At 72.5% G+C, this 24,060-nt stretch carries 22 protein-coding genes, 1 tRNA gene and 2 pseudogenes; 14 read left to right on the forward strand and 11 right to left on the reverse strand.

Translation table 11 applies throughout. The features are described from left to right. Positions 1-299: 299 nt before the first annotated feature. The 4 genes from eno to B124_RS17920 all read left to right on the forward strand — a co-directional run bounded on the left by eno (position 300) and on the right by B124_RS17920 (position 3,773). Entirely contained in the window at positions 300-1,583 is a 1,284-nt protein-coding gene (gene eno, locus B124_RS17905) for a phosphopyruvate hydratase (RefSeq protein ID WP_496503863.1), read from the forward strand. 141 nt (positions 1,584-1,724) lie between these two features. Beyond that, positions 1,725-2,192: an FtsB family cell division protein gene (locus B124_RS17910; protein ID WP_496503864.1), complete on the forward strand. Its 468-nt coding sequence runs from the start codon at positions 1,725-1,727 to the stop codon at positions 2,190-2,192. Positions 2,193-2,274: 82 nt separating this feature from the next. Beyond that, entirely contained in the window at positions 2,275-2,841 is a 567-nt protein-coding gene (locus B124_RS17915; RefSeq protein ID WP_496503865.1) for a DUF501 domain-containing protein, read from the forward strand. Continuing rightward, the gene (locus tag B124_RS17920; protein WP_496503866.1) at positions 2,838-3,773 is read left to right on the forward strand and encodes a Ppx/GppA phosphatase family protein; all 936 of its coding nucleotides are present in this window, start codon (positions 2,838-2,840) and stop codon (positions 3,771-3,773) included. Before B124_RS17915 ends, B124_RS17920 begins: the two co-directional genes overlap by 4 nt. A 46-nt stretch (positions 3,774-3,819) precedes the next feature. Here the strand turns inward: B124_RS17920 and B124_RS17925 are convergent. After that, a pseudogene (locus B124_RS17925) lies at positions 3,820-3,975 on the reverse strand (type II toxin-antitoxin system RelE family toxin); the annotation flags it as partial. Positions 3,976-3,993: 18 nt separating this feature from the next. Beyond that, positions 3,994-4,398, reverse strand: a complete 405-nt coding sequence (locus B124_RS17930) for a tautomerase family protein (protein WP_496503867.1) — start codon at positions 4,396-4,398, stop codon at positions 3,994-3,996. Positions 4,399-4,510: 112 nt separating this feature from the next. Here B124_RS17930 and B124_RS17935 point away from each other — a divergent pair, with 112 nt between their 5' ends. The 4 genes from B124_RS17935 (at position 4,511) to B124_RS17950 (ending at position 9,107) form a co-directional block, all read left to right on the forward strand. Continuing rightward, the gene (locus B124_RS17935) at positions 4,511-5,158 is read left to right on the forward strand and encodes a winged helix-turn-helix transcriptional regulator (protein WP_496503868.1); all 648 of its coding nucleotides are present in this window, start codon (positions 4,511-4,513) and stop codon (positions 5,156-5,158) included. Continuing rightward, on the forward strand, positions 5,155-5,823 hold the full coding sequence (locus B124_RS17940) for a YdcF family protein (protein WP_496503869.1): 669 nt from the start codon (positions 5,155-5,157) through the stop codon (positions 5,821-5,823). The genes B124_RS17935 and B124_RS17940 overlap by 4 nt, the downstream gene beginning before the upstream one ends. A gap of 270 nt (positions 5,824-6,093) precedes the next feature. After that, positions 6,094-7,590, forward strand: coding sequence for an NAD(P)/FAD-dependent oxidoreductase (locus B124_RS17945; protein ID WP_496503870.1), 1,497 nt, complete (start codon positions 6,094-6,096; stop codon positions 7,588-7,590). Positions 7,591-7,820: 230 nt separating this feature from the next. Continuing rightward, positions 7,821-9,107 carry a class I SAM-dependent methyltransferase gene (locus tag B124_RS17950; protein WP_496503871.1) on the forward strand — a complete coding sequence of 429 codons (1,287 nt, stop codon included), beginning with the start codon at positions 7,821-7,823 and terminating at the stop codon, positions 9,105-9,107. A 522-nt stretch (positions 9,108-9,629) separates the two neighbouring features. Here the strand turns inward: B124_RS17950 and B124_RS17955 are convergent. Next, positions 9,630-10,334: a GntR family transcriptional regulator gene (locus B124_RS17955; protein WP_496503872.1), complete on the reverse strand. Its 705-nt coding sequence runs from the start codon at positions 10,332-10,334 to the stop codon at positions 9,630-9,632. Between the two features lie 125 nt (positions 10,335-10,459). Between B124_RS17955 and B124_RS17960 the strand changes: the two genes are divergently transcribed. Both B124_RS17960 and B124_RS17965 read left to right on the forward strand, forming a co-directional pair. Then, entirely contained in the window at positions 10,460-10,996 is a 537-nt protein-coding gene (locus B124_RS17960) for a YbhB/YbcL family Raf kinase inhibitor-like protein (RefSeq protein ID WP_496503873.1), read from the forward strand. An 8-nt stretch (positions 10,997-11,004) separates the two neighbouring features. Further along, positions 11,005-11,698: pseudogene (locus tag B124_RS17965) on the forward strand (iron-dependent transcriptional repressor DtxR). A gap of 595 nt (positions 11,699-12,293) precedes the next feature. Here B124_RS17965 and B124_RS17970 read toward each other — a convergent pair. The 5 genes from B124_RS17970 to B124_RS17990 form a co-directional block, all read right to left on the reverse strand. Then, positions 12,294-12,956 carry a hypothetical protein gene (locus B124_RS17970; RefSeq protein ID WP_496503874.1) on the reverse strand — a complete coding sequence of 221 codons (663 nt, stop codon included), beginning with the start codon at positions 12,954-12,956 and terminating at the stop codon, positions 12,294-12,296. Beyond that, positions 12,949-13,626 (reverse strand): hypothetical protein, encoded by a 678-nt coding sequence (locus B124_RS17975; protein ID WP_496503875.1) that lies wholly within the window; start codon positions 13,624-13,626, stop codon positions 12,949-12,951. Before B124_RS17975 ends, B124_RS17970 begins: the two co-directional genes overlap by 8 nt. A gap of 38 nt (positions 13,627-13,664) precedes the next feature. Next, entirely contained in the window at positions 13,665-15,002 is a 1,338-nt protein-coding gene (locus B124_RS17980; protein WP_496503876.1) for a hypothetical protein, read from the reverse strand. Beyond that, entirely contained in the window at positions 14,999-15,307 is a 309-nt protein-coding gene (locus B124_RS17985; RefSeq protein ID WP_496503877.1) for a DUF6317 family protein, read from the reverse strand. Before B124_RS17985 ends, B124_RS17980 begins: the two co-directional genes overlap by 4 nt. 106 nt (positions 15,308-15,413) lie before the next feature. Next, complete coding sequence (locus tag B124_RS17990; RefSeq protein WP_496503878.1) at positions 15,414-16,802, reverse strand: cystathionine beta-synthase; 1,389 nt, start codon at positions 16,800-16,802, stop codon at positions 15,414-15,416. A gap of 436 nt (positions 16,803-17,238) precedes the next feature. Between B124_RS17990 and B124_RS17995 the strand changes: the two genes are divergently transcribed. Further along, positions 17,239-18,273 carry an SGNH/GDSL hydrolase family protein gene (locus tag B124_RS17995; protein WP_496503879.1) on the forward strand — a complete coding sequence of 345 codons (1,035 nt, stop codon included), beginning with the start codon at positions 17,239-17,241 and terminating at the stop codon, positions 18,271-18,273. 328 nt (positions 18,274-18,601) lie between these two features. Here B124_RS17995 and B124_RS18000 read toward each other — a convergent pair whose 3' ends face one another. Further along, positions 18,602-19,438 (reverse strand): MurR/RpiR family transcriptional regulator, encoded by an 837-nt coding sequence (locus tag B124_RS18000; RefSeq protein WP_496503880.1) that lies wholly within the window; start codon positions 19,436-19,438, stop codon positions 18,602-18,604. 138 nt (positions 19,439-19,576) lie between these two features. Here B124_RS18000 and B124_RS18005 point away from each other — a divergent pair, with 138 nt between their 5' ends. Further along, entirely contained in the window at positions 19,577-19,993 is a 417-nt protein-coding gene (locus B124_RS18005) for a hypothetical protein (RefSeq protein ID WP_496503881.1), read from the forward strand. Between the two features lie 255 nt (positions 19,994-20,248). Further along, the gene (locus B124_RS18010) at positions 20,249-21,607 is read left to right on the forward strand and encodes an SGNH/GDSL hydrolase family protein (protein WP_496503882.1); all 1,359 of its coding nucleotides are present in this window, start codon (positions 20,249-20,251) and stop codon (positions 21,605-21,607) included. A gap of 315 nt (positions 21,608-21,922) precedes the next feature. Here B124_RS18010 and B124_RS18015 read toward each other — a convergent pair whose 3' ends face one another. Next, a complete protein-coding gene (locus B124_RS18015; protein ID WP_496503883.1) occupies positions 21,923-22,507 on the reverse strand; it encodes a hypothetical protein in 585 nt (194 codons plus the stop codon). Between the two features lie 275 nt (positions 22,508-22,782). After that, positions 22,783-22,864: transfer RNA gene (locus tag B124_RS18020), tRNA-Leu, on the reverse strand. A gap of 303 nt (positions 22,865-23,167) precedes the next feature. Between B124_RS18020 and B124_RS18025 the strand changes: the two genes are divergently transcribed. Further along, positions 23,168-24,037 (forward strand): ABC transporter ATP-binding protein, encoded by an 870-nt coding sequence (locus tag B124_RS18025; protein ID WP_496503884.1) that lies wholly within the window; start codon positions 23,168-23,170, stop codon positions 24,035-24,037. Positions 24,038-24,060: the final 23 nt, after the last annotated feature.

The following is a 24,060-nucleotide window of genomic DNA, read 5'->3' on the forward strand; positions in this document are numbered from 1 at the left end:
ACGGCCCGTGGGCCCGCCCGCGCCCCGTTGGCGCGGCCCCCCGCCGCCCCGTACGCCGCCGCCCTGCGCCGCGGTCGTCCCGGCCCGTCCGGTGCGCGGGCCGGGGCGACCGCGCCGTACCGCAACCCGGCCGGCCGCCCCGCGCGGCTCCCGGGCCGTACGGCCTCGTACCGGCTCGTACCGGCTCGTACCGTCTCGTACCGCGGAATGCGGCCGGGTGCGCACCGGGGGTGTCACCCGGGGCGGCTAGGCTCAGGGCGGAACACGTAGCGAAAGCGAATCCCTCCGAAGGAGACACCGTGCCGTCCATCGACGTCGTCGTAGCCCGAGAGATTCTCGACTCCCGCGGCAACCCCACGGTCGAGGTCGAGGTCGGCCTCGACGACGGCAGCACCGGCCGTGCTGCCGTGCCGTCCGGCGCCTCCACCGGCGCCTTCGAGGCCCTGGAGCTCCGCGACGGGGACAAGGCCCGCTACGGCGGGAAGGGCGTGGAAAAGGCCGTGCTCGCCGTCATCGAGCAGATCGGCCCCGAGCTCGTCGGCTACGACGCCACCGAGCAGCGCCTCATCGACCAGGCGATGTTCGACCTCGACGCCACCCCCGACAAGTCGTCCCTCGGCGCCAACGCCATCCTCGGCGTCTCGCTCGCCGTCGCGCACGCCGCCTCCGAAGCCTCCGACCTGCCGCTGTTCCGCTACCTCGGCGGTCCCAACGCGCACGTCCTGCCGGTGCCGATGATGAACATCCTCAACGGCGGCAGCCACGCGGACTCCAACGTCGACATCCAGGAGTTCATGATCGCGCCGATCGGCGCCGAGTCGTTCTCCGAGGCCGTACGGTGCGGCGCGGAGATCTACCACCAGCTCAAGGCCGTCCTCAAGGAGCGCGGCCTGTCCACCGGCCTCGGCGACGAGGGCGGCTTCGCGCCGAACCTCGACTCCAACCGGGCCGCGCTGGACCTCATCGTCGAGGCGATCCAGAAGGCCGGCTACACCGCCGGCCAGGACGTCGCCCTCGCGCTCGACGTCGCCGCCTCGGAGTTCTACAAGGACGGCGTCTACGTCTTCGAGGGCAAGGACCGCTCCGCCGCCGAGATGACCGAGTACTACGAGCAGCTCGTCACCGACTACCCGCTGGTGTCCATCGAGGACCCGCTGTTCGAGGACGACTGGGCCGGCTGGCACGTGCTGACCGGGCGGCTCGGCGACAAGGTCCAGATCGTCGGCGACGACCTCTTCGTCACCAACCCCGAGCGGCTGCAGCGCGGCATCGACGAGAACGCGGCGAACGCGCTGCTGGTCAAGGTCAACCAGATCGGCTCGCTCACCGAGACCCTGGACGCCGTCGAGCTGGCCCAGCGCAACAGCTTCACCTGCATGATGTCCCACCGCTCCGGCGAGACCGAGGACGTCACCATCGCCGACCTGGCCGTCGCCACGAACTGCGGCCAGATCAAGACCGGCGCCCCGGCCCGCTCCGAGCGGGTCGCCAAGTACAACCAGTTGCTGCGCATCGAGGAGATCCTCGACGACGCCGCCGAGTACGCGGGCCGCAGCGCCTTCCCCCGCTTCAAGAACGGCTGACCCGCCCCGTACGGCGTACGACAGCCCGCCCGTACGGCATCGGCGTCGGACCCGCCCGGCCCCGGCCGCACCGCGTAGGGTGCGACCGGGGCCGACCACCGCACGCCGCCCGGGGAGCCGGGGAGGAGGACGCGAACGCACATGGCCAGGGAGCGCTTCTCCACCACCACCCGGCTCAAGCTGCTCGGCGAGCAGGCCGTCAGCCGGGTCTCCGAGCGCGTCTACCGCGCGCGTCCGCCGCGGCGCAGCCGGCTGACGGGGCGGGCGGCGCTGCTCGCGCTCGTCGTCTGCTCGCTGGTGGTGGCGCTCGCGTACCCGCTGCGCCAGTACGTCGCCCAGCGCGCCGAGATCGACGAGCTGGAGCGGGAGAAGGCGCAGGCCGAGCGGCGGGTGGCGGAGCTGCGGGACGAGAAGGCGCGCTGGCAGGACCCGGAGTACGTGCGCCGGCAGGCCCGCGAGCACCTGCACTACGTGCTGCCCGGCGAGACCGGCTACCTGATGCGCGACGGCACCGGCTCCGCCCGCTCCGGCGACGCGGGGGAGGCGGCGGACAGGCCGTGGTACGAGAACCTGTGGGACGGCCTGGACGCCGCGGACGGCCGGCGCTGAGGCGCGTACGTACGCGACCGCCGACCGCTGACCGCTGACCGCCGCCTGCCGTCGAATACCGGCCGCCGGCTGAAGAGGAGAGATGGACAAGCCCCCGCCGCCCACCGGGCACACCCCCGCCACCGAGGCGGACGCCGCCGTCGTGGCCGCGGAGTTGGGCCGCGCCCCGCGCGGCCTGCGCGCCGTGGCCCACCGCTGCCCGTGCGGCAACCCGGACGTCGTGGAGACGTCCCCGCGGCTGCCCGACGGCACGCCGTTCCCGACGCTGTACTACCTGACGTGCCCGCGCGCGAACTCCGCGATCGGCACGCTGGAGGCGGACGGCGTGATGAAGGAGATGACGGCCCGGCTGGCGGCGGAACCCGAGCTGGCGGCGGCGTACCGCGCGGCGCATGAGGACTACGTCGCCCGCCGCGACGCGATCGCCGAGCTGCCCGGCTTCCCGAGCGCGGGCGGGATGCCGGACCGGGTGAAGTGCCTGCACGTGCTCGTCGCGCACGCGCTGGCGGCGGGGCCGGGGGTGAACCCGCTGGGGGACGAGGCGCTGGCGATGCTGCCGGAGTGGTGGGCGAAGGGCCCGTGCGTGAGCAGGCCAGGAGAGTCAGAGGAGTCAGAGGAGTCAGAGGAGTCAGGGGAGGACGGCGCATGACCCGGGTGGCAGCCGTGGACTGCGGCACGAACTCGATTCGCCTGCTGGTCGCGGACGTCGACGCGGCCTCCGGCGAACTGAAGGACCTGGACCGCCGGATGGAGATCGTCCGGCTGGGCCAGGGCGTGGACCGTACGGGCCGGCTGGCGCCGGAAGCGCTGGAGCGCACCTTCGCGGCATGCCGCCGGTACGCGGAGATCATCGAGCGCCTGGGCGCGGTGCGTACCCGGTTCGTCGCCACGTCGGCCTCCCGCGACGCCGAGAACCGCGCGGACTTCGTCCGCGGCGTGGAGGAGCTGCTCGGGGTCCGCCCGGAGGTCATCACCGGCGACGAGGAGGCCGAGCTGTCCTTCGCGGGCGCCACGAAGGAACTGTCCGGCCGGGTGCCGGGCCCGTACCTGGTGGTCGACATCGGCGGCGGCTCGACGGAGTTCGTCGCCGGCGCCGACCACGTCGAGGCGGCCCGCTCGGTGGACATCGGCTGCGTCCGCCTGACCGAACGCCACCACTTCGCGGACCCCCCGACGCCGCAGCAGATCGCGGCGGCGAAGGCCGACATCACCGCGGCCCTGGACACGGCGGAAGCGGCGGTTCCGCTCCGCGAGACCGCCACCCTGGTGGGCCTCGCCGGCTCGGTCACCACGGTCGCGGGCATCGCCCTGAACCTCCCCGCGTACGACACGGCGGCCCTGCACCACGCCCGCATCCCGGTGGCCAGGATCCGCGAGATCACGAGCACCCTGCTCCAGGCGACCCACGCGGAACGGGCCGCCATCCCGGTCATGCACCCGGGCCGCATCGACGTGATCGCCGCGGGGGCGCTGGTCCTGCTGTCGGTGCTGGAGCGCACGGGCGCCCCAGAGGTGATCGTCAGCGAACACGACATCCTCGACGGCATCGCCTTCGCCTCCGCCGCGCAGCCGGCTCTGTGATCGTTCCCGGGCTTCGCGCGAGGCACTAGCTGTTGCGGCAGACGTCTCACCGGTCGCCCACCCTGACGACGAGGATCACGAGTTCGCCGTCGTGGATCTGGTACGCGACCCGGCGGTTGCCGACCCTGAGCGCGAGCGGTCCCCGAGGGATCGCGTTCGCCGGCCTTCCGCACCGGGTCCCGGTGCGGAAGGCCGGCGGTGGGCGCGCCGGGGCGGGGACTCAGCCCGCGAGCTGCTCGGCGAGCTTGACCATCTCGGGTACGTCCGCCTGCAGCCGGCCCGCCCAGCCGACCTGCTCCAGCGGGTAGCCGTTGAGGAACACCATGATGTTCTCGGTGTCGGCGAGCCCGGCGTACGCCTCGGCCAGCGCCGCGTTGATGTGCGCGACCAGGGTGCGCCTGGCATCGGTGCTCGACAGCTCGGGGACCTCCAGGGTGGCGACGGGGCGGATCCGGGCGCCGAGGTCGCCGTCCTGGGCGTAGCAGTCGGCCGCGGTTTCGCGCAGCCAGATCCGGACGTCGGGGACGTGGTACGCCTCGTCGGCCGCCCGGGTCACCTCCCGGACCAGCTTCTGCTTGGCGCTCTGCGGCAGTCCTGCCGGGCCGTCGATGGAGATGATCGGCATGGTGTGCCTCCTGCTGTCGGTCGAATCGGACGTCGTGCTGCCACACTACCCCTAGATGGTTGAAAAAATAAACCTCAGCAAGTGTTGGTAAGCAACTGACTATGCTTGAACCGTGAAGTCTTACGGGCAGTACTGCGCGCTGGCGCGAGGGCTCGACGTCATCGGCGACCGCTGGCTGCTCCTGATCGTCCGGGAACTCCTGGCCGGCCCGCGCCGCTTCGGCGAACTGCGCCACGGACTCCCGGGCATCGCCAGCAACCTGCTCTCCGAACGGCTGCGCACCATGCAGGGCAACGGGCTGGTGGCCAAGACCGGCGACCGCTACCGGCTCACCGAGCGGGGCGAGGGCCTGCGCGAGGTGGTGTCCGCCATCGGCGGGTGGGCCGCGCCCCTGATGGACCGCATGGCGGAGGGCGACGCGTTCCGCGGCCACTGGCTGGCCCTACCCGTCGCCGACCTCTTCCCGGGCCACGACCCGGCCCGCCCGGAGCTGACCGTCGAGGTGCGGTGCGACGACGAGCCCATGACGCTCCGTTCGGCCGCGGGCCGCGTCACCCTGGAACCGGGCCGGGCCGCCGCGCCCGACCTCGTCCTCACCGGCCCGCCCGACGCGGCCTTCGGGCTGCTCGCCCACCGCATCGACCCGACCGAGGCCCGCGCCCGCGGCCTGGCCGTCACCGGCGACGCAGCCCTCCTGGCCCAACTCCGCCCGGCCCCACCGGTCCCCGACTCGGCGGAGGCGGAGGGCGGGAACAGGTGATCTCAGTGCAGGCATGGGCCGACGCTCAACGGCTCTGGGACTTCCAGCAGATGGGCCACGAGCCGCGCCCGTGCTCGGTGGCGATCGGACTGGGCAGCCATGACCTGGGAGTCGCGGACACAACCGCTGATCTGTATCGCCGCGGCATGGTGCCGTTGATCGTCTTCAGCGGCGCGACCAGCCGCACCACACGCGACCGCATGCCGCGCGGGGAGGCTGAGCACTACCGCGAGCGGGCGAGGGAACTGGGGGTGCCGGCCGGTGCGATCCTCGTCGAGCCGCGAGCCCGGAACACGGGGGAGAACATCCGCTTCTCCCGCGCGCTGCTCGAAGAGCAGCACGTCCCCGTGTCGTCCGCTCTGCTGATCAGCAAGCCGTACGAGGAACGGCGGGCCTACGCGACCGCACGCAAGCAGTGGCCCGAAGTCGAGTGGGTCAGCGCGTCCGCGCCCATGAGCCTGACCGGGTACGCCGACTCCATCGGTGACGCGCGACTGGTGCTCGACATGCTGGCCGGCGCACATCAGCGGCTCATGATCTACCCGCCCAGGGGATTCATGATCGAACAACGCATCCCGGACGAAGTGACCGCAGCCTACGAGCGCCTGCGCGATGCCGGCTTCACGGGCCGGCTCGTGCCGGACACCACGGAACGAACTTCGTGAAGATATTCACATGCTTCGGGGGTGGATTTGGCCGCCGTGCTCGAATCCTGGACTCCCGGGCCTCGCGTGGGGTGTGACGGGTGCTTTGCGTCAGAGTGACATCTGCGCGCCCCGCCCTCGAAATCGCAGCTCAGCGCCTTGGCGACAGAAACCGCCCCGGGCACCCCGTCGAGCGCGAAAGATGCGGCGGCGCAGTGTAGCACCACCGGGGGTGGAGCTTGTGAACCCCCTCACGAGCATGGGTCCGGTACCGGGGGGATACTCGGAAACATGAGCACTACGGAGCGTCCCAGGATCCTCGTAGTAGGCGGCGGTTACGTCGGCCTTTACGCGGCGCGCCGCATCCTGAAGAAGATGCGGTACGGGGAGGCGTCGGTCACCGTCGTCGACCCGCGCCCGTACATGACGTACCAGCCCTTCCTCCCCGAGGCGGCCGCCGGCAGCATCTCCCCCCGGCACGTCGTGGTGCCGCTGCGCCAGGTCCTCCCCGGCGCCGAGGTGCTCACCGGCCGGGTCACCTCCATCGACCAGGACCGCAAGGTGGCGGTCGTCGCTCCCATCGTCGGCGGGCCGTACGAGGTGCCGTTCGACTACCTGATCATCGCGCTCGGCGCCGTCTCGCGTACCTTCCCGATACCCGGCCTCGCCGAGAACGGCATCGGCATGAAGGGCGTCGAAGAGGCGATCGGCCTGCGCAACCACGTGCTGGAGCAGCTCGACAAGGCCGAGTCCACCAACGACGCCGACACCCGGGAGAAGGCCCTCACCTTCGTCTTCGTCGGCGGCGGGTTCGCCGGCGCCGAGACCATCGGCGAGATCGAGGACCTGGCACGTGACGCCGCCAAGTACTACCCCTCGATCAAGCGCGAGGACATGCGCTTCATCCTCCTCGACGCCGCCGACAAGATCCTTCCGGAGGTCGGCCCGGCGCTCGGCAAGTGGGGTCTGAAGCACCTGCAGCAGCGCGGCATCGAGGTCTACCTCAACACCTCCCTGGAGTCGTGCGTCGACGGCCACGTCGTGCTGAAGAACGGCCTGGAGGTCGACTCGAACACCGTCGTGTGGACCGCCGGCGTCAAGCCGCACCCGGTGCTGAAGGAGTACGGCCTGCCGCTCGGCCCCCGGGGGCACGTCGACACCGCCGCCACCCTCCAGGTCCAGGGCACGGACTACATCTGGGCCGCCGGCGACAACGCTCAGATCCCCGACCTCGCCGCCCGCGACGCCGGCGTCGAGAACGCCTGGTGCCCGCCGAGCGCCCAGCACGCCCTGCGGCAGGCCAAGCTCCTCGGCGACAACGTCGTGGCGGAGCTGCGCGGCTTCCCGCTGCGCGAGTACCGGCACAAGAACAAGGGCGCCGTCGCCGGGCTCGGCCTGCACAAGGGCGTCGCGATGGTCAGCGTGTTCGGCCGGACCCTGAAGTTCAAGGGCCGCCTCGCCTGGTACATGCACCGCGCGTACCACGGCGCGGCCGTGCCGACCTTCAACCGCAAGATCCGGGTCCTCGCGGACTGGACTCTCGGCGTCTTCCTCAAGCGCGAGGTGGTCTCGCTGGGCGCCATGGAGTCGCCGCGCGACGAATTCTACGAGGCCGCCGCGCCGGTCACCGCCGCCGCACGGGCGGAGCACGACCGGACCGTACGGGAACGGGAGGCGACGCGCGAGCAGGAGCAGGCCCGCGGCGCCGCCGGCCTGCCCCCCGCCGAGGACACCCGCGACGAGCGCAACAGCGACGAGCGCAACCGCGAGGCCGCCCGCGCCTCCTGACCCGCCGCGCACCCCGCCGCGCACCCCGCCGCGCACCCCGCCGCGCGCCCGGCCGGCCCCGGCCGACCGCGCTCAGGCGCCCTCCCGGTCCGCCGGGCAGGGCGCCTGACTGCTCTTTTCGGTTGGTACCGGAGCGCAACGGGACTTCTCGGGGTGGGCTTTGGTGTTTACGTGGAGTCCAGCAACTGCGGACACACGTCGACCACCTGCCCATCTCACGGAGGTGCGCCATGCCCCACGACGCCGCTCCCCGGCTCGCCGCCCTCGCAGAAGACCTGCTGGGAGGCCCGCTGCCGATCCGTATCCGCGCCTGGGACGGCTCCGAAGCCGGCCCCGAGGGGACCCCCGTCCTCGTCGTACGCCACCGCAGGGCACTGCGCCGCATCCTGTGGCGGCCCGGCGAACTCGGCCTCGCCCGCGCCTGGGTCGCCGGCGAACTCGACGTCGAGGGCGACCTGTACACCGCCCTCGACCGCCTCGCCGAACTGCTCTGGGAACGCGGCCCCGACACCCCCCGCCCCCGCCCGGCCCGCCTCGCCGCCGCCGCCCGCGACGCGCTCGCCCTCGCCCGGCCGCTGCCCCCGCCCCCGCCGCCGCCCGAGGAGGTGCGCCGGCACAAGACCCGCGGCCCGCTGCACACCCTGCGCCGCGACAAGGCCGCCGTCAGCCACCACTACGACGTCGGCAACGACTTCTACTCCCTCGTCCTCGGCCCGTCCATGATCTACTCCTGCGGCTACTGGGACGCCGGCGGCACCCTGGAGGCCGCCCAGGCCGCCAAGCTCGACCTCGTCTGCCGCAAGCTCGGCCTCAAAGAAGGCGACCGGCTGCTCGACGTCGGCTGCGGCTGGGGCTCGATGGTGCTGCACGCGGCGCGCGAGTACGGCGTACGCGCCGTCGGCATCACCCTCTCCGGCGAGCAGGCCGCGTACGCCCGCAAGCGGGTGGCCGACGCCGGGCTCGGCGACCGCATCGAGATCCGGGTACAGGACTACCGCGAGACGGCCGACGGCCCGTACGACGCGATCTCCTCCATCGGCATGGCAGAACACGTCGGCTCCCAGCGCTACGGCGATTACGCCCGCGCACTCCACCGTCTCCTGCGCCCCGGCGGCCGGCTGCTCAACCACCAGATCGCCCGCCGCCCGCTGGCCGACGAAGAGGACTACGCCATCGACGAGTTCATCGACGCCTACGTCTTCCCCGACGGGGAGCTGTCGCCGCTGAGCACGACCGTGGACCAGTTGGAGCGGGCAGGCTTCGAGGTGCGCGACGCCCAAGCGCTGCGCGAGCACTACGCGCTGACGCTGCGCCGCTGGGTGGCGAACCTGGAGACCCGCTGGGCGAAGGCGGTGGCGCTGACCTCGCCGGGGCGGGCGCGGGTGTGGCGGCTGTACATGGCGGCCTCGGCGCTGTCCTTCGAACGCAACCGGATCGGCGTGAACCAGGTGCTGGCGGTACGGACCCCGGGATCGGGGGACTCCGGGGTGCCGCTGAGGCAGCCGCAGTGGCGCTGACCGGGGCGGTTGCCGGGGTGGCTGCCGGGGCCGTGTGATGCCGCAAACGGTACGAGAGCGTCACGCCCGCGCAGCACGGGGTTAACACGGCTCCGCCACAGTAGAGAACGTCGGCAAGGACCTCCGGAGCGGCTCCCGGACCTCCTGGTCGCCGGACGCGGGCCTGGGCCCGCGTCCCCCGCGGGGACCGCCGCCGTCCCGCCCCGGTTAGCGCACCGGGGGTACGGCGGTCCCCGCCCCTACACCTCTGCCTGCACGCGCCCCAGCGGGGTACGGGGACGATTCCCCGTACGCGTTCTCAGCGTCGCAGCCAGGACGGAACTCAGCCTGCCCATACGACTGAGCGGTATATCGGCGCGCGGACCGGGATCTTACGCAACTGGTACGGCCCAACGGGGGCCCGCGTCGGGGCTCGCCCCGGTTGGGCGGGTGCCCCCGCACGGTGGAACCGGCGGTCGGCTGAGGGCAGTCGTCGCCGCGTTCATCGGAGACCGCGGCTCGTCCGGCCGAGTTGGCGGGACGTCAGGCGTCCTTCGGGGGTTCGTGGTGGGTGGGGCCGGTGAGCGTGGCCGCGGTCTGGGTGAGGTGTCGGGCCAGGACCTCGGCCGCGGTGTCGGCGTCGCGGGCGAGTGCCGCCTCCTCAAGCCGGCGGTGCTCAGCGACGCCGTCGCGGTCGGGGGCGCGGCGCGCGGCGAAGCGGCGGGCCAACTCGCTCGCGGTCCACATCCGGTCGAAGGTCTCCAGCAGGACGGGGTTGCCGCATCCGTCCAGCAGGGTGCGGTGGAAGGCGCGGTGGGCTTCGGACCACGCGCCGGTGTAGTGCGTGCCCTCCTCAGGCGCGTACGCCGGGGTGCGGGCCAGGCGGTGGTGGGTGGCGCGTACGCGGGCTTCCCAGTCGACGTCGCCGCGTTCGATGGACATGCGCAGCATGACGGGCTCGATGGTGCGGCGGGCCTCGGCGATCTGCTGCCAGCGGCGGTCGGAGAAGGCCGGGACGGCGAAGCCACGGTTGGGCAGCCGGTCGGCGAGCCCTTCGCCGACGAGCCGCACGAGCGCCTCGCGTACGACGGCCAGGCTCACGCCCCGTTCCCTGGCGAGGTCCTGCGGTTTGAGGGCGTCGCCGGGGGCGTGGTCCCCACGCATGATCGCGTCCCGCAAGTGCGCGTGGACCTGCTCGGAGAGCATCCGCTTGCCCGGTGAGGCCGGGGTGTGAGCCGTCTCGGTCATGGCCCGAAGCATAGACGATGGGAGCAATAATCGATTATCTTGCCTACAGTCGATTCTGCGGCGGCCGACTGCGGCCGACCGCCGCACCGCAGCACGATGACGCCCGGAAGGACCGGCACACCGACATGACCAGCGGCAACGACCCCTTCGCCCGCCTCCCCGAGGCGGCCTCCTTCACCGTGACCAGCACCACCGTCGCCGACGGCGCCGCCTGGCCGCCCGAGCAGCACGCCTCCGCAATCCCCGGCGGGAAGGACCTCTCCCCGCAGTTGTCCTGGAACGGAGCCCCGGAAGGCACCCGCAGCTACGCCGTCACCGTCTACGACCCCGACGCCCCCACCGGCTCCGGCTTCTGGCACTGGGCGGTCGCCGACATCCCCGCCACCGTCACCGAGCTGCCCGAGGGCGCCGGCGACGACACCGGCTCGGGCCTGCCCCAGGGCGCCTTCCAACTGCCCAACGACGCCCGCGCGGCCCGCTTCACCGGCGCCGCCCCGCCACCCGGCCACGGCCCGCACCGCTACGTCGTCGTGGTGCACGCCCTCGACGTCGCGTCCATCGGCGTCCCGGCCGACTCCACCCCGGCCCTCCTCGGCTTCACCACGGCCGGCCACATCCTCGGCCGCGCGGTCCTGACCGCCACCGCGGAAACCCCGGCCTGACGACCAGCATGTCCCACCTCATCGACACCACCCAGATGTATCTCCGCACCATCCTTGAACTCGAGGAGGAAGGCACGGCCCCCCCTGCGCGCCCGCATCGCCGAGCGCCTGAACCAGAGCGGCCCCACCGTCAGCCAGACCGCCGCCCGCATGGAGCGCGACGGCCTGCTGTACGTCGCCGACGACCGGCACCTGGAGCTGACCGAGGAGGGCCGGCGGATCGCCGTCCGCGTGATGCGCAAGCACCGGCTCGCCGAATGCCTGCTCAGCGACGTGATCGGGCTGAAGTGGGAACATGTCCACGCCGAAGCCTGCCGCTGGGAACATGTGATGAGCGAGGCCGTCGAACGCCGCATCCTCACGCTGCTGCGGCACCCGACACAGTCGCCCTACGGCAACCCCATCCCGGGCCTGGAGGAGCTGGGAGAGAAGCCCACCGCGAGTCCGTTCCCCGACGAGAGCGTGGTCGGTCTCAACTCCCTGGAGCCGGGGCCTCACGGCGCAAGCGCCATCGTGCGGCGCATCGGCGAGCCGGTCCAGACCGACCCCGAGCTGATGCACAACCTGCGGCACGCCGGAGTGCGGCCCGGCGCCTTCGTGAGCGTGACGTCGGCACCCGGCGGCGTGCTGGTCGGCAGCGGCCACCGGGCCGCCCACCTTCCCACGCGGACCGCAGCGCACGTCCTGGTGGCCAAGCGCTGAGCCCAGCCGCCTACCGGCCACGGACCGTTGCCGTGGCCCGTGCGCACGAGGACGGCCCTCGACTACTACGGGGCCGTCCTCGTCTGTGCGGTGAGCTCGGCGCGTGACCCCGATGCACCTGCACCGGGGCTCGCCCCGGTCGGCGGGTGACCCGGCAAGGCGGACCGGCGCGGTGTCGGGGCGGGCGTTGTGGGTGTGGGGCTGCGGTGACGGTGGTTGTGAGCATTGGCCCCCGGGGCCGCACCGATCGGCTCTCCAGGAGTGCCGCACTCCCGCTGCGCCGGCGATGTCGCGGAGCAGGCGGCGATCCGCCCGGGGGCGCCCCGTATGCGCCTAGCCGTGACAAACTCGCGGTAACCCGCCCACGAAACCAGGGCAAATCACCCATCGGGGCCGACTGTCGCCTACCTACACGCACTCGACGGGCTCCCGAGCGCACCGGGACTGCGCGTGGGTCCGCGGTCCGGGCGGGATACGAGGGCCGATCGCCGCCTGCTCCGTGCCATCGCCGGCGAAGGCGGTAGGCGGCACCCCTCCGTCCCCGGGCCGCGTCGGCACCACCCCGACGCCCCACCCCGGTCCCGGCGCCCACACCTCACGGCTGTGCCTCTGCCAGCGGGTTGTCGAAGCTGACGTGCTCGGCGATGTCCCGCAGCATCGCGCGGTAGTGCGCGCGGCGAGCCAGCGCGGCGGTGGTGAGGCTGAGCACGACGAGCCGGCAGCCGTCGGGGTGGGGCAGGTAGGCGTGGAGCTGGAGCAGCCGGTCGACGGGCAGCCCCAGATCCGGCGCGACGGTCTTGGCCTCCTCCCCGAGCGCCACCGGCCCGCAGGGCAGGTCGAGCACCTCGATCCGCTCGTGCCCGGCGGCGACGGCGCGAGCGGCGGTGAGGTGCCGCGGCGCGCGGCTGATCTCCTGCCACCGGAAGGTGAAGAACGAGGTGAGCACCTGCCCGTCGCCGTCGTCGTCGCGGTGGAGGCCCAGCGAACAGTGCACGGTGCCCTCCTCGCGGAGGGCGAGCAGCATGCGCTGAGCGGTGGCTAAGTGGCCGATCATCTGCTGCCGAACGACCCCGTCGGGAACCCCGACGAGGATCCCGTCGACCGCCTCCCGCAGCCGCGAGGCGTCGGGGCTGTCAGGCGGGGAGGTGAAGGCGTCGAGCGGCAGGGTGGTAAACCCGGCCGGCAGAGCGAACCAGGCTTCGCGATCGGGAGCGGTGGCGGAGTCGCTGAGGATGTACGTGGTTTGGTCCTCAGTCACGGGGGCCCCGCCAGCCAACAGCCTGCCGAGCACGGTCAAGGTCCTCGGGAGTGGCCTGCCACGGATTGACGTCAATCGGTGCCTCACTCTTACTTGCGCCGATCTGGACGAGCAGGTGCAGGCGCCTGGGGGCGGGGCTGGTCTTATCACCTCCGGGTCTGGTCGTGGCGATGACACCGAAGAAGCGCGGGTCACCGGCGAACCAGATCGGCGACAACTGGGCCTTCAGCGCGGGCTTGGCACGCGGTGCCATTCGCCTGTCCCAAAATCCGGTGCGGTAATGCAGGTGAAGGAACATCGGTATGCGTTCCCCCATCCGTCCGGGATGAGGAAACTCGAACCAGGGCTTCGTGAACGATGATTCTGGATGTGGGGAGAGGCTGTATGGAGGGTCGTCGAGGTGCCAGGGGTAGGCCCGAAGGAGAGTTCGGATACGGAAGTCGAACGTGATGACGAGGGGCTGGATGCAGGCTCGGTAGGCGCCGTAACCCATCGGTAGTACGAAGACGAAGGCGAACGCCTTGGAAAGGAAGACGACAAGGACGAACAAGAGACACCATGGGCTGAGGAACCACCCGATGAAGGCAAGGATGCTGATCGTTGTCTGCTTGGCCCAGGCGCGCCGGGTCGGCGGGTGCTCCCAGGCGGTGGCGTAGTCGGACGGGTACACGCGAGAGACCTCATTCGAGAATGCTGTTGGGGCTGCTGTCAGGGGAAAACGCGGGGTATGAGGGCGATCAGCTCTCCACTGCCGATCCCCGCGATCTCCAGACCACCCATGGCAGTGCCTGAAATGCCGACGCCCTCGTTGTCAGTGAGCAGGCCGGCTCCCCCGGAGAGCACACCGCTGGAAGTTGCGGCGATCTGAATCACATCTTTCGCTGAATCAGGCAGCCGCACGCCATGGACAATGCGAGTCAGCACGGGGTTGTCCAGCGCGGCGATTCCTTGTGCTTCCGTCATGACGCGGCTGCCCACGGCGCCAAACTTCTGGCCCAGTGTCAGAGCCTCGGCGCCTGTTCGAATAAATCTCGTGCCGAATCTGATTCCCTGCCCTGCCGCAGCCAGACCGGGAACCATGCCCAGGAAGTCGGCACCCACACTCACCAAGTTGGAGAAGAAGTCCGCGTCGAACTGGCCCTTCGTGAAGCCGTTCACCAGGGACGACCACACCTCCGAGTCGGTCACCCGGAGCACCAGCGCCCCCGCGCTCAGCGCCGACGCCACCAGCAGCAGCGCCGCCGTCGCCGTGCCGCCCGTGACGATGGTCAAGGCCGCCAGCGCCACCACGCCCGCCGCGATGCTCAGGATGTCGGGCAGGTTCTCCTTGACCCAAGCCGCTGCCTTCTCGAAGAAGCCCGGTTCCTGCGGGGCCAGTTTGTCCGTGGCGTCGCGGATCCTTGCCGCGCGGTCGCCGGCCTTGTTCTCGTGTTCCCAGGCGAGGTTCTGGGCGCTCGACAGGATGCGTTCGAGGTCCGCCTGGGCATGGGCCACCGCCGCGTTGAGGCGGCGCATCGTCGCCTTCGCCTCGTCCTCGTCGTCGGACTTCCCGCCGCCGTCGCCGGCGTCCCGCTTGGCCGCGTTGGCGTTGGACTCCGCGTCGCCGAGGATCTCCCGCGCTTCGCGGGCCTTGTCGTTGAGGCGGTTGGCGCGGTCCTGGAACTCGCCGAGGTCGGATTCCCAGCGGTCGAGTTGCCTCGCGGCCTTCCTGATGGAGTGCGCGGCGTTCTTGAGGTTCAGCGGGAGCGGGCCGTCTTCAAGCTGGTCCCGGAAGGCGGTGGCCGCGTCGCCCTTCCAGTAGCTGCCGTCCATCAGCTTGGTGATCATGTCGCGGGTCTCTTCGAGCACCTCCGCGCACTTGATGAGCTTGGCGCGGAGGGCGTGGACGGTGTCCGTGCTGCCCGGCGCGGGGTTGAAGCCCAGGTGCGGATACCTGTCCGGGACCGTGCCCGGCTGGAGTCCCTGGGGCTGGGTCATGGGTAAGTCGGCGAACATGCCGCGCGGTCGCCGGGCGCCGTCTAAGCCGGGAATATCGCCGTTCGTCATGCGCCGCCTCCCTGGGCCGCCTTCGTCAGGTTCTCCTCCAGGGCCTTGTCGACCTCGGCGTAGCTCTCCTTGCTGTCCCCGACGATCCCCGCCAGCTCCGCCACCTGCTCGCCGATCTGCCCGGTGCCGTACTTCCAGTCGTCCTGGAAGTCCTGGCACGCGTCATCGAGGTCGTCGGTGCCGAGTCCGGTGATGGTGGAGTCGCGCAGGGCTTTGTGCACCCCTTCGAGCGACTGCACCGAGCGCTTGAGCAGCCGCATGAAGCGGTCGAGTTCGTCGCCGTCGACGGCGAGTCGTTCCGACAAGGTTCCCCTCCCGCACGTGTCGTTCCCCCTGGATACCCGTGCATCGTAGCGATGCGTGGTGACACGTGTGCGAAGGGTGTGGATAACTTGGCGGCTTCAGGCCACCTCAGGCAACGCCGGTGCCCTTCGCCAGGTACGCCAGCAGGTCCGTGCGCGACACCACGCCCGTCGGCTTGCCCTCCACCAGCACCACCGCCGCGTCCGCGCCCTCCAGCACCGCGACCAGGTCCGCCACCGGCTCGCCGGAGCCGACCTGCGGCAGGGGCGGGCACATGTGCTGCTCCAGCGGGTGGTCCAGCTCCGCCTTGCGGGTGAACAGCGCGTCCAGCAGCTCCCGTTCGACGATCGAGCCGATGACCTCCGCCGCCATCACGTCGGGGTGCCCCGCCCCGGGCTTGACGACCGGCATCTGCGAGACCCCGTACTCGCGCAGCACCTCGATCGCCTGGCCCACCGTCTCCTCCGGGTGCATGTGCACCAGCGACGGCATGCTGCCCTCCTTGTCCCGCAGCACGTCCGCGACGCTCGCGGTGCCGGTCTCCTCCAGGAAGCCGTAGTCCGCCATCCAGTCGTCGTTGAAGATCTTCGACAGGTAGCCGCGCCCGCTGTCCGGCAGCAGGACGACGACCACGCCGTTCTCGTCCAGCCGCGCCGCCACCCGCAGCGCGGCGACGACCGCCATCCCGCAGGAGCCGCCGACGAGCAGGCCCTCCTCGCGGGCGAGGCGGCGGGTCATGCGGAAGGAGTCCTTGTCGGAGACGCCGACGATCTCGTCCGCCACCCCGCGGTCGTACGCGTCCGGCCAGAAGTCCTCGCCGACGCCCTCGACCAGGTACGGGCGGCCCGAGCCGCCGGAGTACACCGAGCCCTCCGGGTCGGCGCCGACGATCTGCACGGCGCCGTCGGAGACCTCCTTCAGGTACCGGCCGGTGCCGGAGATCGTGCCGCCGGTGCCGATGCCCGCGACGAAGTGTGTGATGCGGCCGTCGGTCTGCGTCCACAGCTCGGGGCCCGTGGAGTGGTAGTGGGACGCGGGGTTGTCCGGGTTGCTGTACTGGTCGGGCTTCCAGGCGCCGGGGGTCTCGCGGACCAGGCGGTCGGAGACGTTGTAGTACGAGTCGGGGTGCTCGGGGTCGACGGCGGTCGGGCAGACGACGACCTCCGCGCCGTACGCCCGCAGCACGTTGATCTTGTCGGTGGACACCTTGTCAGGGCAGACGAAGATGCACTGGTAGCCCTTCTGCTGGGCCACCATCGCCAGCCCCACGCCGGTGTTGCCCGACGTCGGCTCGACGATCGTGCCGCCCGGCCGCAGTGCGCCCGAGCGCTCGGCGGCCTCGATCATGCGCAGCGCGATGCGGTCCTTCACCGAGCCGCCGGGGTTGAAGTACTCCACCTTCGCCAGCACGGTCGCCCGGATGCCCTGGGTTACGCGGCCCAGCCTGACCAGGGGCGTGTTGCCCACCAGGTCGGTGATCGACTCGTGATACTGCACCGCTCACTCCAGGGTCCGTGGCTCTCGGGGCGAGCCCAGCGTAAGGCTTCCCCGCGGGTGATTGAGCCGGGCACAAGGCCGGGCAACAAAGTGTTAGCACGCGCGTAGACCGCGGTGGGAGGCGGGTGCCCGCGCGCCGCCGCGGACGGGAGCGGGAGACGGCGTAGGACAGAGAAGGGGCGGGGGCGGACGGCGGACGCCAAGCAGGGCGGCAAGCAGGGCGGCGGGCAGGACAGCAGGCAGGCACGGTGGCAGGCGGGCAGGGCGGCAGGCAGGCACGGCGGCAGGCGGGCAGGGCGGCAGGCGGGCACGGCGGCGGTACGGACACGGTGGTACGGGCACGGCTTCACGGACACCGCGTGACGGAACCACCGGCAGCGGTACGTACGGACAGGGCGCGGCACGGCACATCAGGCCGGCGCGGAACGGAGAAGCGATGTCGATGATCAGGGCGAGGGCGGCACGCCGGATCGCCGCGGCGGCGGCGTACGGCGGCGGGGGCATCGGCCTCATCGGCGGCGCCGCGGTGGGTGTGCTGGTCGCGGAGGTGCACCTGGCGCGGCGCCGGGTGGGCAGCAGCGACGAGGAGCCGCCGCGCGCCGACGGGCGGTACGGGGCGGGGTTCGGCGGCAGGCGCGGGGCGCAGCCGGTGCTGCTGGCGTTCCTCGGCGACTCCACCGCCGCGGGCCAGGGCGTCTACCGGCCCCGCCAGACGCCGGGGGCGCTGCTCGCCTCCGGGCTCTCAGCCCTCGCCGAGCGGCCGGTGGACCTGCGCAACGTGGCGCAGTCCGGGGCGCAGTCCGACGACCTCGACCGGCAGGTGACGCTGCTGCTGGACGAGGAGGAGCTGCGGCCCGACGTCGCGGTCATCATGGTCGGCGCCAACGACGTCACCCACCGGGTGCCGCCGCCGGTGTCGGTGCGCTTCCTGTCGGACGCCGTCGCGCGGCTGCGCGACGCCGGCACGGAGGTCGTCGTCGGTACGTGCCCGGACCTGGGCACGATCGAGCCGGTGCAGCAGCCGCTGCGCTGGCTGGCCCGCCGGCTGAGCCGGCAGCTCGCCGCGGCGCAGACCATCGCCGTACTCGACCGCGGCGGGCGCACGGTGTCGCTGGGCACGCTGCTCGGGCCGGAGTTCGCGGCCAACCCGCGCGAGCTGTTCGGACCGGACAACTACCACCCCTCGGCGGAGGGCTACGCCACCGCCGCGATGGCCCTGCTGCCCACGCTCGCCGCGGCGCTGGGCATGTGGCCGGCGGAGGAGGAGCGCCCGGACGTCCGCCGCGACGAGGGCTACCTGCCGGTGGCCAAGGCCGCGGCGCGGGCCGCGGGCGAGAGCGGTACGGAGGTCGCCCCGGCCGGTGCGACGGGCGGTCGCGGGCCGTGGGCGCTGCTGAAGCACCGGCGCAGGCGGCGGGTGGCGGAGTCGGAGACGGACGCGGAGCAGGCGGCGGTGGGGGAGCGGGGGTAGGGCGCGGCGGTGGGCGGGCGCGCCGGGCGGTGCGTCGGCTGGCCGGACTCGTGCGACGGTCGTCCGCGCGATGCCCGGCGGCGTGCAGGCCGCGTGGCGCGCGGGTCGCGGTTCGTACGGCAGAGGGCGTGGCGCTCGTACGCGGCGAGCCCGCCGCCGGTGCGCCGCGGCCCACGGCCTCGTACGACGTTCACCGCCCGCGGATCGCCCTCTGCCGGCACCGCATTGTCACAGGAGCGGCATACCCTGGGGCGGGTGTGCGGGCGACATGAGGCGGCCATGGTGACGCATGCAGCCCCCGTACGACGTGCGCCGCTCGCCCCGCGCCTCAGTCCAGGAACAGCCCCCGCTCGGCCGCCCGCGCGTCGAACTCCTCCAGCCGCGCCTGGGCGTCCGGCAGCGCGTCGCACATCGCCTCCAGCAGCACCCGCCCCAGCAGCATCGGCCCGCACGCCGTGTCGAACGACAGCCCCGTGCCCACCGCCGCCGGCAGCAGGACGTCGCTGTCCTGCGCGACCGGCGTGAACGAGCTGTCCGCCACCGTGACCACCGTCAGCCCCGTCGCCCGCGCCGTGCGCAGCGCGTCCGCCAGCTCCCGCGGGTGGCGCGGCAGTGCGAAGCACAGCAGTGCCGTGGCGCCGGCGCGGGCGGCGGCGTCGATGCGGTCGTCGAGCATCGAGCCGGCCTCGTCGAGGATCCGGACGTCGGGGTGAACCTTCGCGGCGAAGTAGGCGAAGCCGCGGGCCTGTCCTGCGGCGGCGCGCAGCCCGAGGACGGGCAGCGGCCGGGAGGCGGCCAGCCGCCGGCCGGCGTCCTCGACGGGGGCGGGGTCGGCGAGGAGGGCGGAGAGGTTGCGCAGGTTCTCGATCTCGGCCTGTACGGCCTGCTGGTACTCGTTGCGCGCGACCCGCCCCGCCGGCTCGCCGAGCCCCGCCTCGCGCAGCGCGCGGCGCAGCGCCGGGTAGCCGTCGAAGCCGAGGGCGACGGCGAAGCGGGTGACGGAGGGCTGGCTCACCCCGGCCAGCTCGGCGAGTTCCACGCTGGACAGGAACGGCGCGTCGGCGGCCCTGCGCACCATGCAGTGCGCGATACGGCGCTGGGTGGGCGTCAGCCGGCGCCCCTCGAAGAGCTTCTGCAGCCGGGCGCCCGCGTCGGCGGAGACCATCCCACCTCCGGATCCGATGTGCTATTCACTGCACGACGACTCTGCATGACCGTATGCACCACGGCAAGGGCGCACCGGAACCAATTGGGGGGTTAGCACTACTGCACCCGTGCGCGCCGACTCCGTACCGTACGGGTTATGAGTGCGCGGGACCCGGAGATCAAGAATGAACTCGACGCCACCCTGCAGACCCGCAGGGACCTCGGCCCCGAGTACGAGGACGAGCTGATCGAAGGCTTCCTCGACAAGGTGCAGCAGCGCATGGACGGGACGTTCGACACCCGGCTGCGCCGCCAGCTCGCCGAGCAGCAGATGCAGGTCGCGCGGGGCACGCAGCCGGCCGCCGGCTCGCCGGACGGCACGTACGGCCAGCGGTTCGGCTTCGCGGCCGTCTCGATGATTCTGGCGATCCCGCTGTCGGCGATCGGCGTGGTCAACGAGGGGCTGGCCGGGCTGCTGGTGACCTGGGGCGGCATCTTCGCCGTGAACGCGGTGCACGCCACCGGGGTGTTCCGCCGCCGGCGGGCGGAGAAGAGCAAGTCCGACTGGGACTGACGCGGGCCCGCGGGGCGAACGGGCCGGGGAGCCGCCGGGACTGCGGCGGGCCCGGCCGCGGATCCGCCGGCGGGCCGCCGTCCCGACCGGTGCGCGGGGTGCCTGACGGGCACGCGCGTGCGCCGGGGTTTTTGGCATGAACCTGCTTGGGATGCGGCGTTGACCGCGGTGGCGGTGGACCGTACCGTACGGTACGGTCAGAAATTTTCGGCACAGTTATCGAAATATTTCGCCGTCTCGCTCCGGGAGCCGCAGATGCCCCAGTCCGCGTACTCACCTCCCCGTGACCGCCGCTCCGCCGTGTATCCCGCACTCGCCGCCGCGCTCGTCATGGCCCTCGTCGCGGCCGTCGCGGTGGCCGCTCATGCGCTGCGGGGCCTCGCACCCGCCGCCGCCCCCGCAAAGCCTTCCGCCGCAGCCGCCGAACGCGGCGGAGCGGCGCAGTGGGTGGCGGCGTGGACCTCGATGCCGCAGCTCACCGAGCCGGCGAACATGCCGCCCCCGCCGTTCACCCAGGACGACCGCGTGCTGCACGACGCCACCCTGCGCCAGACCGTGCGCCTCACGGTCCCCGGCGACGAGCTCCGGTTCCGCTTCTCCAACGCCTTCAGCGGCGCCGAACTGCCCCTCACCAGCGCCGCCGTCGCCCTGCCCGCCGGGGGCGCGGCCGGGGTCGACGGGATCGTGCCCGGCAGCTCGCGCCCGCTGACGTTCAGCGGCCGGCCGGCCACGACGGTCCCCGTCGGCGCCCAGGTCGTCTCCGACCCCGTACGCCTCGACGCCGCCCCCGGCGCCAACCTGACCGTGACCCTGTACCTCGCCGACGGCCAGGCGTCCACCGACGTCACCTCGCACCCGGGCTCGCGCACCACCTCGTACCTGCTGGCCGGCGACCACACCGACGCCGGCGCGCTGCCCGGCGCGACGACCACCGACCACTGGTACTTCCTCAGCGGTGTCGAGGCCAAGGCCCCCGCCCGCACCCGCGCCGCCGTTGTCCTCGGCGACTCCCTGAGCGACGGCCGCGGCTCCACCACCAACGGCAACGACCGCTGGCCCGACCTGCTCAACGACCGCCTGCGCGGATCCGGCGCCGCACCCGTCGCCGTCGTCAACCAGGCCGCCGGCGGCAACCGCATCCTCGACGACGGCCTCGGCCCCAACGGGCTCGCCCGGCTCGACCGCGATGTGCTGGCCGTGAGCGGGGCGCGCTGGCTGCTGGTCTTCGAGGGGATCAACGACATCGGCACCGCGCCGGCCACCGAGGCGGCGCAGCGGCAGGTCGGCGACGAACTGACGGCCGCGTACGACCAGATCGTCACGCGCGCGCACGCGCAGGGCATCAGTGTCTACGGGGCCACGCTCACGCCGTTCGGCGGCAACGAGCAGTACGACGACCCGGAGGGGCTGCGCGAGGCGACCCGGCAGCGCGTCAACGACTGGATCCGCACCAGCGGGCGCTTCGACGCCGTCGTCGACTTCGACGCGGCCACCCGCGACCCGGCCGATCCCCGCGCGCTGCTGCCCGCCGTCGACACCGGCGACCACCTCCACCTCAACCCTGAGGGCTACGCACTCCTCGCCCGCACGGTTCCGCTCCGCCTCTTCCGTTGACGTCTTTCTACGCGTTCACGGCGATATGGGCGCTGAAACGGATTGACGCCCCGGTTAGCCGCACCTACGCGGGTAATGCGGAACGCGCTTTTTCACTTATCGCCGTTAATTCCTGCGCCGCTGAATTCGGTGTGCGCGGTGCCGCGTCGGTGGCGATAGCCGGGATTTTCCGGTACGCGAATACCACCCGCGCCCCGGACCCCGTATCCCCGGCCCGCGCACCGCGCACCCGGCGCCGCGCACCCCGCACCGGCCGCCGCCAGAGGCCCGCCGCCAGAGGCCCGCCGTCAGACGCCCGCCGTCAGACGCCCGCCGTCAGACAGAGGCCGGCGAGCCCCGGCGCACGCGCCCGCCCGGCAGCGCGTCGCCCGCGGCGATGCCCGTACGGACATACGCCGTGCCCGAACCGCCCGTTCCGGCGCCCCTGCGGGTCACCGCGTCGACCGGCAGCCACAGCAGTGCCTCCTGCTCCCGCTCCCAGCGGCCGAGCCACGCGGCCTTCGCCCACACCCCCGCACCGGCCGCGGCCAGCGCCAACCCGCCGGCGATCGGCACCGCCGCCGCCGAGCCGGCTGCGACGGCGACAGCCGCCGCCAGCGGCCACCGCCGCGCCCGCCGCCAGGCCCGTACGGTCACGGCCCGGTCCTGCAACACCGCGCCGCGGCCCGCCCGTTGGGCCTTTTCCGCCTGTGCCAGGCAGCGCCCGCGGCGTGCCGCGTACACCGCGGGAGCGACGATCAGGAACAGCGCCGCGCCCGCGTAGAGCCCGATCCACTGACCGGTCAGCCCGTCCTGCCAGGCACCTGCCGCCGCGGCGGCGATACCCAGCCACCACAGGGGTGCCGCGCCCGCGCGCACCACGACCGCCGCCCGTGCCAGCGCCACCGTCCCGCGCGCCACGTCCACTCCTCCCGTCGGGGGTCTTCGACCGCGTGCGCGGGAGGCTACCTGCGGATTCTGAGGGCGGGATGAGAAAGGGCCGGAGGCTGCGGCCGGGGGCGAGGGCGCCGCGGCGGCCCGTCCGCGGGCGGCGGTGTCCGGGTGAACGTTTCCGCACAGTGGCCGGTTCCAGACTGCCGGGGTGAGGCCGAACCGGGCGTCAGCGGTGCCCCGGAGGGGCGGGGTCACCGTGCTGACCAGTCGTCTTCGCAGGTCGACGACCTCTTGCCGGGAGGTGCCCGGAGCCGGACTTGAACCGGCACGGCCCGAAGGCCAGCGACTTTTAAGGTCGCCGTGTCTGCTTTCCACCATCCGGGCAGGACTCCCGGCCCGCACACGCTGCGTACGGACCACCGCATGGCGCGTAACCAGAGTAGCGGTGCGGATGGGCCGAACTAGCCATCTACGGACTGATGTTGGCTTGAATTAGGCCCGAGTTGTCGAAGAAGTCCTCGGATGAAATTCCACTCCCCATATAGGGTCTCTGGGTGCCCTCGCCCGATGCCTTCGTCAGGGTGCGGGTCATACCCCAGGAGGACCCGGCGGGGGGCCGGAGTACGTCCTCGGTCTCGCCCGGAACCGGAGCGCGGGCTGATCCGATCGCCCGGATCCGCCGCGAGGATGGACGGGACAGGCTGCACCCCACCGTCCCGACAGGAGCCCACCGCCGTGACCACCACCATCCCAGGCGCCCCCGGCCGCGGCGCCGCCTACGCCCGCGTGGCGGCGGCCGGCGCCACCGAGCTGACGAAGGTCTACGGCGAGGGCGAGACGAAGGTCGTCGCCCTCGACCGGGTATCCGTCGAATTCCTGCAGGGCGAGTTCACCGCGATCATGGGCCCTTCCGGCTCCGGCAAGTCGACCCTCATGCACTGCATGGCCGGCCTCGACACGATCTCCGGCGGCTCCGCGCGCATCGGTGAGACCGAGCTGACCGGGCTGAAGGACAAGAAGCTGACCCAACTGCGCCGCGACAAGGTCGGGTTCGTCTTCCAGGCGTTCAACCTGCTGCCGACGCTGAACGCGCTGGAGAACATCACGCTGCCCATGGACATCGCCGGCCGCAAGCCCGACGAGCAGTGGCTGCAGCAGGTGGTGGAGACCGTGGGCCTGTCCGGCCGGCTCAAGCACCGCCCGAGCCAGCTCTCCGGCGGCCAGCAGCAGCGCGTCGCCGTCGCCCGGGCGCTGGCCGCCCGGCCCGAGATCATCTTCGCCGACGAGCCCACCGGCAACCTCGACTCCCGCTCCGGCGCCGAGGTGCTGGGCTTCCTGCGCAACTCCGTGCGCGAGCTGGGCCAGACGGTCGTCATGGTCACGCACGACCCGGTGGCCGCCGGATACGCGGACCGCGTCGTCTTCCTCGCCGACGGCCGCATCGTCGACGAACTGCGCGACCCGGACCCCGAGCAGGTGCTCGACCGGATGCGGCACCTTCCGGGGGGCGCAGCCCCCCAGACCCCCCAGGCTTCGACGCAGAGCCGGGTGAGCTGAGCCCCGCTCGCCGCCCCGCAGGC

It is taken from the genome of Streptomyces sp. CNP082 (assembly GCF_059570535.1).

Bases quoted from the DNA above. Each gene is read 5' to 3' on its own strand.
- B124_RS17910 (WP_496503864.1), top strand. From the start codon at position 1,725: ATGGCCAGGGAGCGCTTCTCCACCACCACCCGGCTCAAGCTGCTCGGC.
- B124_RS17915 (WP_496503865.1), top strand. From the start codon at position 2,275: ATGGACAAGCCCCCGCCGCCCACCGGGCACACCCCCGCCACCGAGGCG.
- B124_RS17920 (WP_496503866.1), top strand. From the start codon at position 2,838: ATGACCCGGGTGGCAGCCGTGGACTGCGGCACGAACTCGATTCGCCTG.
- B124_RS17930 (WP_496503867.1), bottom strand. From the start codon at position 4,398: ATGCCGATCATCTCCATCGACGGCCCGGCAGGACTGCCGCAGAGCGCC.
- B124_RS17945 (WP_496503870.1), top strand. From the start codon at position 6,094: ATGAGCACTACGGAGCGTCCCAGGATCCTCGTAGTAGGCGGCGGTTAC.
- B124_RS17950 (WP_496503871.1), top strand. From the start codon at position 7,821: ATGCCCCACGACGCCGCTCCCCGGCTCGCCGCCCTCGCAGAAGACCTG.
- B124_RS17955 (WP_496503872.1), bottom strand. From the start codon at position 10,334: ATGACCGAGACGGCTCACACCCCGGCCTCACCGGGCAAGCGGATGCTC.
- B124_RS17960 (WP_496503873.1), top strand. From the start codon at position 10,460: ATGACCAGCGGCAACGACCCCTTCGCCCGCCTCCCCGAGGCGGCCTCC.
- B124_RS17980 (WP_496503876.1), bottom strand. From the start codon at position 15,002: ATGACGAACGGCGATATTCCCGGCTTAGACGGCGCCCGGCGACCGCGC.
- B124_RS17995 (WP_496503879.1), top strand. From the start codon at position 17,239: ATGTCGATGATCAGGGCGAGGGCGGCACGCCGGATCGCCGCGGCGGCG.
- B124_RS18000 (WP_496503880.1), bottom strand. From the start codon at position 19,438: ATGGTCTCCGCCGACGCGGGCGCCCGGCTGCAGAAGCTCTTCGAGGGG.
- B124_RS18005 (WP_496503881.1), top strand. From the start codon at position 19,577: ATGAGTGCGCGGGACCCGGAGATCAAGAATGAACTCGACGCCACCCTG.
- B124_RS18010 (WP_496503882.1), top strand. From the start codon at position 20,249: ATGCCCCAGTCCGCGTACTCACCTCCCCGTGACCGCCGCTCCGCCGTG.
- B124_RS18025 (WP_496503884.1), top strand. From the start codon at position 23,168: ATGGACGGGACAGGCTGCACCCCACCGTCCCGACAGGAGCCCACCGCC.